At 31.7% G+C, this 12,707-nt stretch carries 10 protein-coding genes; 8 read left to right on the top strand and 2 right to left on the bottom strand.

Annotated elements, in window-relative coordinates; translation table 11 throughout:
* The first annotated feature begins 257 nt into the window (after positions 1 to 257).
* Positions 258 to 1,019 (top strand): esterase family protein, encoded by a 762-nt coding sequence (locus tag HYI43_09100; protein UDI78696.1) that lies wholly within the window; start codon positions 258 to 260, stop codon positions 1,017 to 1,019.
* Positions 1,020 to 1,213: 194 nt separating this feature from the next.
* Positions 1,214 to 1,723, top strand: coding sequence for a 2'-5' RNA ligase family protein (locus HYI43_09095; protein UDI78695.1), 510 nt, complete (start codon positions 1,214 to 1,216; stop codon positions 1,721 to 1,723).
* Between the two features lie 134 nt (positions 1,724 to 1,857).
* Here HYI43_09095 and HYI43_09090 read toward each other — a convergent pair whose 3' ends face one another.
* Both HYI43_09090 and HYI43_09085 read right to left on the bottom strand, forming a co-directional pair.
* On the bottom strand, positions 1,858 to 3,063 hold the full coding sequence (locus tag HYI43_09090) for an MFS transporter (GenBank protein ID UDI78694.1): 1,206 nt from the start codon (positions 3,061 to 3,063) through the stop codon (positions 1,858 to 1,860).
* Positions 3,041 to 4,216 (bottom strand): diglucosyl diacylglycerol synthase, encoded by a 1,176-nt coding sequence (locus HYI43_09085; protein ID UDI78693.1) that lies wholly within the window; start codon positions 4,214 to 4,216, stop codon positions 3,041 to 3,043. The genes HYI43_09090 and HYI43_09085 overlap by 23 nt, the downstream gene beginning before the upstream one ends.
* A 416-nt stretch (positions 4,217 to 4,632) precedes the next feature.
* Between HYI43_09085 and HYI43_09080 the strand changes: the two genes are divergently transcribed.
* The 6 genes from HYI43_09080 to HYI43_09055 all read left to right on the top strand — a co-directional run bounded on the left by HYI43_09080 (position 4,633) and on the right by HYI43_09055 (position 12,658).
* Complete coding sequence (locus HYI43_09080; protein UDI78692.1) at positions 4,633 to 6,117, top strand: UDP-N-acetylmuramoyl-L-alanyl-D-glutamate--L-lysine ligase; 1,485 nt, start codon at positions 4,633 to 4,635, stop codon at positions 6,115 to 6,117.
* On the top strand, positions 6,107 to 6,361 hold the full coding sequence (locus tag HYI43_09075; protein UDI78691.1) for a hypothetical protein: 255 nt from the start codon (positions 6,107 to 6,109) through the stop codon (positions 6,359 to 6,361). The genes HYI43_09080 and HYI43_09075 overlap by 11 nt, the downstream gene beginning before the upstream one ends.
* Positions 6,362 to 7,924 carry a peptide chain release factor 3 gene (locus HYI43_09070; GenBank protein ID UDI78690.1) on the top strand — a complete coding sequence of 521 codons (1,563 nt, stop codon included), beginning with the start codon at positions 6,362 to 6,364 and terminating at the stop codon, positions 7,922 to 7,924. It abuts the gene before it with no gap.
* A 396-nt stretch (positions 7,925 to 8,320) separates the two neighbouring features.
* Positions 8,321 to 9,115: a TerC family protein gene (locus HYI43_09065; GenBank protein ID UDI78689.1), complete on the top strand. Its 795-nt coding sequence runs from the start codon at positions 8,321 to 8,323 to the stop codon at positions 9,113 to 9,115.
* A 243-nt stretch (positions 9,116 to 9,358) separates the two neighbouring features.
* Entirely contained in the window at positions 9,359 to 11,281 is a 1,923-nt protein-coding gene (locus HYI43_09060) for a trypsin-like peptidase domain-containing protein (GenBank protein ID UDI78688.1), read from the top strand.
* Positions 11,282 to 11,299: 18 nt separating this feature from the next.
* The gene (locus HYI43_09055) at positions 11,300 to 12,658 is read left to right on the top strand and encodes a TrkH family potassium uptake protein (GenBank protein UDI78687.1); all 1,359 of its coding nucleotides are present in this window, start codon (positions 11,300 to 11,302) and stop codon (positions 12,656 to 12,658) included.
* Positions 12,659 to 12,707: the final 49 nt, after the last annotated feature.

Here is a 12,707-nt window from a genome sequence, read left to right as displayed (position 1 = left end):
ATTATTTAATAAGTATATATCAATTAGGTTGAGTTAAAAAGAAAAACTTTAATTAATAAAGTGATACAGCATATTGAATATGTATTTAATTGATATTTTAATTTGATTACTGTCATTCACTGAGTTTAAGAAGTGATAACAATAATGTATAAATTACCATTAAATATAAGTATAAAACATTTGATTTTAATAGGAGATTTAAAAGTTACCATTAACTTGATACAATAAGTATATTCTTATTAGGGGGCGTCAGTCATATGTCTAATTTTAAAGCTGGTAAAATTAATAAACATATCTTACATAGTAGCATCTTAGAACGAGATGTCACTTTATCAGTTTATCTACCTGAAGATTATTCTGAATTATTTAAATATCAAGTCATCATCTGTTTTGATGGTTTAGATTTTCTAAGATTTGGAAGACTTCAACGTGAATACGAACGTTTAAGAAGGGATGAAGAAATTGAACGTGCCATTATCGTTGGATTTCATTATGAAGATGTAGACAAACGTAGAGAAGAATTTCATCCCCAAGGTAGTAGAAGTAATAAAACAGTGCAAGCGGTTGGTAAAGAAGTATTGCCTTTTATTGATCATACATTCCCAACATACAAAATCGGTAATGCTAGAATATTAATGGGGGATAGTCTAGCAGGGAGTATCGCGTTATTAACAGCACTGACATATCCAACGATATTTAGCCAAGTTGCAATGCTTAGTCCACACTCAGATGAGACTGTCCTAGAGAAATTTAACAACTGCTTACAATATAAAGAATTATCGATTTGGCATGCGATTGGAAAAGAAGAAATAGACTTCGAATTGCCAACGACTGGAGAGCGTGCCAATTTCTTAACACCTAACAGAGCTTTATCTAAGGCAATACAACAGAAAGATGTCACATATCATTATCAAGAATTTGAAGGTGGGCATAATTGGAAATCATGGAAACCTATGCTACCAGAGATTTTAACTTATTTCTTGAGTGATGAAATTCCGGATTCTTCTAAAGAATTTTAAATTTGAAATAAATATTTAATTTTTATTGGAAAAGGGTATGAATAGATAACATAACAAGTCTTTTTATTGAATAGTGTGAGTAGGATCTTAAAAGCTTGATTATTGTAAACCTTTTCAAAAAATTCAACTAACTAATAACGTAATATTTAGAATTTTGCTATAATGGTAGTATGTTAAACAAAGGAGGAATTTCAATGAATATAGGATTAGCATTAATTCCGTCAAAATCATTTCAAGATGAAGTGAATGGTTATCGTAAACGTTATGATACTGAGTATGCTCGTATTATGCCACACATTACGATTAAATCTCACTTTGAAATTAATGATGCAGAGTTAGATTCAGTTAAAGAAGAAGTTAAAAAAAGATTAGAAGGTTTTGGCCCAGTAGAAGTGCATGCTACAAAAGCTTCAAGTTTCAAACCAACTAATAATGTAATTTATTTTAAAGTTGCTAAAACAGACGAGTTAGAACAACTTTTTGATAAATTTAATACTGAAGATTTCCATGGCGAAGCAGAGCATCCATTTGTACCTCATTTTACAATTGCTCAAGGTTTATCAAGTCAAGAATTTGAAGATATTTATGGTCAAGTAGAATTAGCAGGGGTAGATCATAAAGAAACTATTGATGAACTTTCATTATTGAGTTACGACGAAGATGATGATAAATGGAAAGTAATCGATACGTTTAAATTAGCATAAACTTTAATGATAGTTAGATCATATAATTGAACCCGCGGATGATATGTTTCAATATCATCTACGGGTTCATTTTTTGAATATATTGATTTAAATTACAATCTTATTTTGGGGAATACATCCCTAAATCATAAATCTTAGTGTGATTTAAACTGAGATTTATTGTTTTTATTTTTAATAAAATAAATACCATAAAACACAGCTAATACTAAAAAGATAAATGCAGAAAAATAGAATGTATTGTTTAATCCATTTGAAAACTGAGCAATAAGACCACCAAATAATGGTCCAATCATTGAACCAAAACCTTGTACACTATTAAAAACGCCCCAAGTTTCTTCTTGTTCTGCCGGGTCAATTTGACCTGCCATAAACGTATTCCATGCAGGTAGTAAAATACCATACATTAAACCGATAAATACTGCGACTATCCATACAATCACAATATTTGTGACTAATGATAATCCAAAGATAAATGCAGTAAATAAAATGAAACCAGTAAAGATAATACCGTACATAAACCCTCTGCTATTTTTATCAATAATCTTAGATAAAAATAACATTGAAACTGCACAACCTACGCCTCCGATAGCAATTGCTACTGTATATTCTATTGTACTTACACCTACAACCTTAGTGGCGTAAGTTGGCAATATAGGTAGTAATGCAGAAATTGAAGCACCTTGCAGTAAAATACCAGGGAATAAAACGAGATGACGTTTCATAACGTCAACGATTTGACCCAATTGTTCACTAACAGGCTTTGTATTATAATTTGTCAATTTAATATCTACGAAATAATACAGTACCCAAGCAATAACAACTACGAGTGACATCATAAATGCGAAACGTGTCGGATGTAATTTAACTAAGACATTCATAAATGCCCAACCAACTAATAAGCCTAATAGCCATGCAAAATAAACATAACCCATTTGCTTACCACGTTGGTCTTCTTCAACACTAGATAACATAATAACCCAAATAGGACTAACTGCTATACCTAGCATTATTGCACTTAAAATTATGACTATAGGATTGGCAGGGAACCAAATGACCAAGAATAAACTGACTAAGGCTAATAAAAATCCAAGTGTTAAGACTATTTTAGTACCAAATTTTTTCAATAAGAAGCCGATGACAAAGTTAGTGGCTGCATCGGATATAAAATGAATTGATAATGCTGCAGAAGTGACTGCTACCGCAATAGAAGTTACGGTTGGTAAATAGTTGATGTAACTTAATACGTACATACCTCTCGCAAATTCCATTAAAAAAAGAATAACTAGCATTATTTTAAAATTTTTACTGATTTTTTTTCTATTTAACGAAGAACTTGGCATATAATGGCACCTTTCCATAAATTTCCTGGTGTTGTGATGAGCTATCCAGGATATTTAATAAATCGGTACATAGTCTATATGTAGAATAATCTACTTTTTCTTCTGCCATTTTAGCCGTCATAGCACGTAATTTATCTTCGTGATTAGTCAAATCAGAAACGATTTCAATAGCTTCATCAGGCGTGTTCGCAATCTTACCGTATGCTTTATCTTGGAAATACAAAGCATTTTCTAGTTCTTGGCCTGGTGCTGGATTTAAGAAAATCATAGGTATACTACGTGTTAAACCTTCTGAAATCGTTATACCACCAGGTTTAGTAATCATAAGTTGACTTGAAGCCATCCACTCGTTCATGTGTTTGGTATAGCCTAGAATAAGTACATTATCGTATGATTTAAATTGTATTTCTAGATTACGTTTTAAAGCTTTGCTGCGGCCACATACCATAACAATTTGTGAATGAGGACTCTTTTCTAGAATGCTTTCAATCATATCTTCAAATCCTTTAGATACACCAAAAGCACCCGCTGACATTAAAATAGTTGGCTTATCAGGGTCTAAGTTATTTTGTTTTAACCATGACGCTTTATCAATATCCGCTTCAAACTTGTCAGAAATAGGAATACCTGTCACTTTAATATCAGATGCAGGAATACCAGCTTCAATAAAATCTGCTTTGGTTTGTTCCGTAGCCACATAATATCTAAGAGAATTAGGTGTAATCCAGTTTTTTTGTAGGCGATAATCAGTCATTACAGTGGCTATAGGAATGCGCATGTTAAATTGTTCTGTTAATACTGACATAACAGGAGTAGGGAATGTTAATAATATTAAGTCTGGTTTTTCTTTTAAGAGTAAGTTAATTAGTTTATTTAATCCATAATATTTATAAAAACATTTATCTAACTCATCAGGGCGACTATAATAAAAGTTTTTATACATATTTCTAAAATATTTAAAGCTATTGATATACCATTTTTTACATATAGAAGTAAGAATTGGATGTGCTTCCATAAACAAATCGTGCTCAATAACAGATAAATGGGACAAGTTCATTTCATTAAGTTGATTAACGACACTTTGCGTCACTTGTAAATGTCCATTGCCAAATGAGCCGGTAATAATCAATATCTTTTTATTTTGAGTAACCATTAATAGTCACCCTCCATTAATTTAAATTTAATACATATAATACATCACTTGATGGATTTAATAGGAGCTTCATTGCCTTATTTGTAAATGACTACGAAGTATACAAAAACTTTATTAAACCCATAAATTTCATTTATAGTGCATTATAGCACAATAATAATGTTAACTTCATCTTTATATGTCTATCGTAGCATTTATAAATAGAAATGTATTGAGATTTAGACGTATATAAATAAAAATTTAAAAATAATTAACCTTAACTTAATAAATAAAAATGCACTGTGATTTAATAAATTTATAATAATTTAAATGAGACATCATTACGCTTAAAATAGGTTATTTTTAATGGAAATAAATTTATCAACAACTTCAAAACATGTATAATAGAATTATTGTAAAAGAAGGAGCGATACATTTTGAATGCGAATGAGTTGTTCGAAAAAATAAGAGTTAAACTGGTTATAGGAACGTTAGATATAAATGTTACTGATATCACTACAGATTCACGTACAGCAAGTGAAGGAAGTATATTCGTCGCATCAAAAGGCTATACAGTAGATAGCCATAAATTCTGTCAAAACGTTGTTAATCAAGGTGCCAAAATCGTCGTAGTAAATAAGCAACAGGACCTTGATGGTGATGTGACCCAAGTCATCGTACCAGATACATTGAGAGTCGCGAGCTTATTAGCACATACATTATTTGAATATCCTAGTCACCAATTAACGACTTTTGGTGTTACAGGTACCAATGGTAAGACATCCATCGCTACGATGATTCATCTTATTTTCAGAGGTTTAGGAAAAGGCAGTGCATATTTGGGAACAAATGGCTTTCAAATTAATGAACAAAAGACTAAGGGTGCGAATACGACACCAGAAACAGTATCTTTAACTAAGAAAATCAAACAAGCTGTTGATGAAAAAGCAGAAGCAATGACAATGGAAGTTTCAAGTCATGGCTTATCACTTGGCCGATTACGTGGTGTAGAATTTGATGTAGCTATATTTTCTAACCTGACACAAGACCATCTAGACTTCCATGGCACAATGGAAGCATATGGACATGCTAAATCACTGTTATTCAGTCAATTAGGAGAGGATTTATCTAAAGAAAAGTATGTTGTCTTAAATAATGATGATGACTTTTCTGAGTATTTAGCGTCAGTTACGCCATATGAAATATTTAGTTATGGTATAGACAATGATGCTCAATTTAAGGCAGTAAATATTAAGGAATCGTTGCAAGGCGTAGAATTTGATTTTGCAACGCCCTTTGGTACATATCATGTGAAATCACCTTATGTAGGTAAATTTAACATCTCTAATATAATGGCAGCGATGATTGCTGTGTGGAGCAAGGGTACTTCAATAGAAGATATTATCAAAGTAGTGGAAAATCTCGAACCAGTGGAAGGACGTTTAGAAGTATTAGATCCTTCTTTACCTATTGATTTAATTATAGATTATGCACATACAGCTGATGGCATGAATAAATTGATTGATGCGGTTAAACCATTTGTTAAGCAAAAGCTTATCTTCTTAGTCGGTATGGCAGGAGAGCGTGACTTAACGAAAACACCTGAAATGGGTTCAGTGGCATGTAGAGCAGATTATGTTATTTTCACACCGGATAATCCTGCTAATGATGATCCAAAAATGTTGACTGCAGAACTTGCTAAAGGTGCAACACATCATAATTATGTTGAATTTGATGATCGTGCAGAAGGAATTAAACATGCAATTGATGTTGCCGAACCAGGAGATACAGTAGTGCTTGCTTCCAAAGGAAGAGAACCATATCAAATTATGCCAGGTCATGTTAAAGTACCACATCGAGACGATTTAATTGGTTTAGAAGCCGCCTATAAAAAATTTGGCGGTGGCCCAGTTGAACATTAAACAACTTTCATTAAACAATGAAGTAGTTAACGTTTATTTATATATTAATAATGAAACTAACAACTTTATGTTGGCGATTCCAGATATATTTTGGTCTGTAGAACTTCAGTCGGCTTTAAGTAATGATGAAATTAAAGAAGAATTAACTATGCAATTATTTAATTTCAAGGACGAAGAAGATGCAGAAGAAATTGCTTTAATCTTAACAGACTGGATTGTGAATGATATTAAAGGAGATTACTAGATGAGTTTAAAAGAAGAAGTAGAATCAAGAAAGACGTTTGCCATCATTTCTCACCCAGATGCTGGTAAAACGACGCTTACTGAAAAATTATTATATTTTAGTGGAGCGATAAGAGAAGCGGGTACAGTTAAAGGTAAAAAAACAGGAAAATTTGCAACAAGTGACTGGATGAAAGTTGAACAAGAACGTGGTATCTCAGTAACAAGTTCAGTCATGCAATTTGATTATGATGATTACAAAATTAATATTCTAGATACACCAGGACACGAAGATTTCTCAGAAGATACTTACCGTACATTAATGGCAGTTGATAGTGCAGTTATGGTAATTGACTGTGCAAAAGGTATCGAACCTCAAACGTTGAAATTATTCAAAGTATGTAAAATGAGAGGCATTCCAATTTTCACTTTTATTAATAAATTAGACCGTGTTGGGAAAGAACCTTTTGAATTGCTAAATGAAATTGAAGAAACATTAAATATTGAAACATATCCAATGAACTGGCCGATAGGTATGGGACAAAATTTCTTTGGTATCATTGATCGTGAGTCAAAAACAATTGAACCTTTTAGAGACGAAGAAAATATTCTTCATTTAAATAATGATTATGAATTGCAAGAAGAACATGCAATTAGCAATGATAGTGCTTTTGAACAAGCAATTGAAGAATTCATGCTAGTTGAAGAAGCGGGCGAACAATTTGATAATGACGCATTATTAAATGGTGAATTAACACCGGTATTCTTTGGTTCAGCATTAGCTAATTTTGGTGTTCAAAACTTCTTGAATGCTTATGTAGATCATGCACCAATGCCAAATGCTCGTCAAACGAATGAAGAAATTGAAGTGAGTCCGTTTGATGATGAATTTTCTGGATTTATTTTTAAAATTCAAGCCAATATGGACCCTAAGCATCGTGATAGAATTGCTTTTATGCGAGTTGTGAGTGGTGCGTTTGAAAGAGGAATGGATGTAACATTACAACGTACAAATAAAAAACAAAAAATTACTCGTTCTACATCATTTATGGCTGATGATAAAGAAACAGTTAACCATGCTGTAGCAGGTGATATTATAGGTTTATATGATACTGGTAATTACCAAATTGGAGATACGTTAGTAGGCGGTAAACAAAAATATAGTTTCCAAGATTTACCTCAGTTCACGCCTGAAATCTTTATGAAAGTTTCTGCTAAAAATGTGATGAAACAAAAACATTTCCATAAAGGTATTGAACAATTAGTTCAAGAAGGTGCAATTCAATATTATAAAACATTGCATACGAATCAAATTATTCTTGGTGCAGTTGGTCAATTACAATTTGAGGTATTTGAACATCGTATGAAGAATGAATACAACGTAGATGTTGTAATGGAACCAGTTGGAAGAAAAATAGCACGTTGGATTGAAAATGAAGACGACATTCAAGATAAAATGAATACTTCTCGTTCTATTTTAGTGAAAGATAGATATGACAATTTTGTATTCTTGTTTGAGAATGAATTTGCAACACGCTGGTTTGAAGAGAAGTTCCCAGAAATTAAATTATATAGTTTATTATAAAGTTGAAAAGTGAGTTGATAAATCTTTCAACTGTTGCTATGAACGTTATTGTTTATAATAATAATTATTTGTAAGTAAAGAGGGTATTTGAGTAGTAAATCATAATTTGTTTTAGTAAATTTAAGTTTTTCTCAATTTCTTAAAAAAATAATGATTTATGATTGTGCAATGTTACTTATTTTAGTTATAATACCTTTAACAAATGAATACCTATGACATTCTGTCAGAGGGGAGTAACTTGAGAACCATAGTAATAATGAAATGGTTAGCACTTTATCGTCATTACGAAGACATATCTTCCGGTAAAGTGGGCAAATAAATTGCTAAGTGAGACCTTTGCTATTATTTAGCATAGGTCTCTTTATTTGTATTTAAATTGAAAAGGAGAGATACGCTATGGATCCGAGTTTAATTTTACCTTATCTATGGGTAATTTTAGTTTTAGTGTTTTTAGAAGGATTATTAGCAGCAGATAATGCTGTGGTTATGGCTGTGATGGTAAAACATTTACCACCTGAGCAAAGAAAGAAAGCACTATTTTATGGCTTATTAGGCGCTTTTGTTTTCCGTTTTATTGCCCTATTTTTAATTAGTATTATTGTTAATTTCTGGTTTATTCAAGCTATCGGTGCGGCTTACTTAATTTTTATGTCGATTAGAAATCTGTGGAATTTCTTCCATAAGAAAGAAGAAGACCACCAAGAAGGTGACGATCATCATTATGATGAATCAGGTGTTGAAAAGAAAGTTGGCCCAATGAAATTCTGGGGAACAGTATTTAAAGTAGAATTTGCTGATATTGCTTTTGCAATTGATTCAATGTTAGCTGCGATGGCAATTGCGGTTACTTTACCTAAAATGGGCATCCATTTCGGTGGTATGGACTTAGGTCAATTTGGAGTCATGTTTATTGGCGGAATGATTGGTGTTATTTTAATGCGTTTCGCAGCAACATGGTTTGTAGACTTGTTAAATAAATACCCAGGCCTTGAAGGTGCAGCCTTTGCCATTGTTGGTTGGGTAGGTATAAAATTAGTTGTTATCGTACTTGCACATAAAGATATTGGAATATTACCTGAAGAATTTCCACATGGCGTATTATGGCAATCAATTTTCTGGACTGTTATGATATTATTAGTAGTCATTGGATGGTTAACTTCTGTACGTAATAACAAAAAGAAGGCAAAATAAAAAGATAAGTTACCTTTAAAATTTGGCTGAAAGCGTCAGGTTTTAAAGGTATTTTTTATGTTGAAAAATTTTGCTATATATAATGGTCATTAGAAAAATTTATAATTAAACCCTCAATTCATTGCTAATTGTCATTAATGATATTAAAATTTAAGTAATGTATCAATTACTATATGAATAACCACGAGTAGGATAATCAATTAAAACTCTGACTTTGTGTGTTAAAAGATAGGAGTGGCATCTTTGGATAATGATAAAAAGCATGTGATACCTCGAGATAAATATCGTCGTAAGCGACATGAATATTTTCACAATGAAGAACGTGAAGAGCGAATAAAACAGGAAAGAGAACAACGTGAAAGACTTGCTCGAAAAGAACAAGAGCAAGCAAAAGTTAATGAAGAACGTGTGAAAGATAATTTACGAAAAGCTAGAATTGAGAAATTAACCCAAGAAGAAATTCAACAGCAACAACATTTAGCTAAAGTCAGATCAGAACAAGAATCAACTACAGTGAGTAATGATAAAGAAGAACATCATAACTTAACACTACCGGAAGAACAACAACTGAAGAAAGACCGTGAAGAAACACACGCTAATGATGCTTCTTCAAGCTCTAAATCAAGGGAAGTTACTCACTATAATAATGATAACAATCATCATGGGCATGATAATAGCGGTGAGAGACAACCAGAGTTAAGTAGGGTTAAGAAAAATAAAGAAAAAGAACAACTTAGTGTTAACCCAAAAGAGAATACTAATAAAAATGAAACGCTATCAAATAAAAATGAGCAACAACAAAAGTCTGAACAAAAGCACGTAGAGAAAAAACAAGTAATTGATAAAAATAAAGACTCTAACAAAACAGAAAATAATAATAAACGGCCTAAAGAAGATATTGAATCTAAGACAAACAACAATCATCAAAAAGAGTCATTAGAGAAACAGAACGATAGTAATAAGTCAGAAGAAAAGACAAAAACAAATCAATATGAAGCGCATAGTGCTACTCAAGAAGAATCAAATACAAATAGTGACGCTTTAGAGACAGTAAAAAGATTCTTTAAATTGCACTGGTTAAAAATAGTGATAGTAGTAGCTATTCTATTAATCATCATATTAATTTCAGCAATTATTTCTGAAATGAATCAAAATAGTAGTGTTCATCAAAGTGAACACCATCATACGAAGTACACATCAACTATGAAAAATGCTAATAGTACTGTTAACTCGATTGTAACAGTAGAGAATGACACACCTAAGAATACTTCAAAAATTAATAATACTAAAAACACAAATAATGAAGTTGGATCAGGTGTCGTCTACAAAAATGTAGACGATACTTTTTTTATTTTAACTAACGCTCATATCGTTGGTAATAGTGACAATATAGTGATTTCATACGGAGATAACCAATCTACCAAAGCAACTGTCGTTGGCAAAGATATGTGGTCAGATATTGCAGTCTTAAAGGCTTCTTTTAAAGATAAAAAAATCAAGCCGATTAAGATGGGAGATTCTAGTAAGTTAATATTAGGTGAATCGATTATAATTGTTGGTAATCCATTAGGCAATGATTTTAAAAATACTGTCTCAAAAGGGATAATCTCTGGTTTAGATAGAGCAGTACCTGTTGATTTTGACAAAGACAATAAAAATGATGAATTAATTAAAACATTTCAAATAGATGCAGCTGTAAATCCAGGTAATTCTGGTGGTGCAGTCGTCAATCGTTATGGAGAATTAGTAGGTATAGTTTCGCTAAAAATAAACATGCCTAATATTGAGGGAATGGGATTCGCTATTCCTATAAATGATGCAAAAAGTATAGCTACAGAGTTGGAAAAGAAAGGTAAAGTTGAATATCCTAATACAGGATTAGCAATTAAAAATGTTGAAGATTTGAACAATTATGAAAGACAACTTTTAAAGATACCTAATCAATTAAACTATGGTATTGTAATAGAAAAATTAAAAGACGATGGATTAGGTAAAAAATCAGGTTTAAAAACTGGCGATGTAGTTGTAGAATTAGATAGTAAATCAATTAAAGATAATTTACATTATAGACAAACCATTTTTAATCACAGACAAGACTTAAAAACGCTGTCGGCAAAAATCTATAGAGATGGAAAATCTCAAGAGATAAAAATAAAATTAAAATGACGTTGAGGTGACAAGTTAATGTCTATTTTCGGTAAGTTGCTTAAAAAATCAAGTCCTCAACAAGGGATTGTTTTGTATTATTTAATAGCCATAGTTGTTGCTTTCTTGTTATTAAATTTACCCTTTGTGCATAAACAAGGGGTAAGTGTTAGTCCAATAGACACACTTTTTGTAGCTGTTTCGGGTATTAGCGTAACTGGCTTAACACCAGTTAATATCGTCGATACTTATTCAACTTTTGGACAGATTATAATACTTATCATACTTAATATTGGTGGTATCGGTGTTATGGCTATAGGAACTGTTTTATGGGTAGTTTTAGGCAAACACATCGGTATTCGTGAAAGACAATTAATTATGTTAGATAACAATAAAGACACGATGAGTGGAACTGTTAAATTAATCTTGGAAATTATAAAAACAATACTAACAATCGAATTTGTAGGTGCACTTTTATTAGCATTCTACTTTTACAGAGATAATCCTGATTTAAAATACGCATTGATGCAAGGCTTATTTGTGTCTATTTCTGCTACGACCAATGGTGGGCTAGACATAACTGGTCAATCGTTAGTACCTTATGCCAAGGATTATTTTGTTCAGACTATTGTTATGTTTTTAATAGTTCTAGGTTCGATAGGTTTTCCAGTGTTATTAGAAATTAGAGCTTATGTTAGAAATAGAGTAACAAATTTTCGATTTTCATTATTTACTAAGATAACGACATCTACTTATTTCTTTTTATTCATATTTGGTGTTTTAGCTATTCTAGCTTTAGAGCATAATCATGCATTTAAAGGTTTAAGCTGGCATCAATCGCTTTTTTATTCACTCTTTCAGTCTGCAACAACAAGGAGTGCCGGATTACAAACAATAGATATGACTCATTTTAGTGATGCAACTAATGTAATAATGAGTATCTTAATGTTTATAGGATCTTCTCCAAGTTCAGTGGGCGGTGGTATTCGTACCACAACTTTTGCAATATTGATTCTTTTTGTAATCAATTTTAATAACAATACAGATAAATCAGAAATTAAAGTATTTAATAGAGAGATTCATGTTGTAGATATTCAACGTTCATTTGCTGTTTTTACAATGGCGTCAATTCTGACATTTGTGAGTATGATAGTTATTTTAGCCACTGAAAAAAGTAACTTATCATTCCTACAAGTTTTCTTTGAAGTGATGTCTGCATTTGGAACATGTGGTTTAACTTTAGGTGTAACTGATAATGTTAGTGGTCTCACTAAAGTGATATTAATGATATTAATGTTTATAGGACGTGTAGGATTAATTTCCTTCATAATTATGATTGCAGGACGCAAAGAACCAGATAAATTTCATTATCCAAAAGAACGAGTTCAAATTGGATAAGTATAAAGACATTTTCAGTAAAAGTTTTTACTGGAAATGTTTTTTTATT

It is taken from the genome of Staphylococcus taiwanensis (assembly GCA_020544305.1).
Classification (GTDB): Bacteria; Bacillota; Bacilli; order Staphylococcales; family Staphylococcaceae; genus Staphylococcus; species Staphylococcus taiwanensis.
The sequence above is the reverse complement of the archived record's forward strand: the minus strand, read 5'-3'. Positions and strand labels throughout refer to the sequence as shown.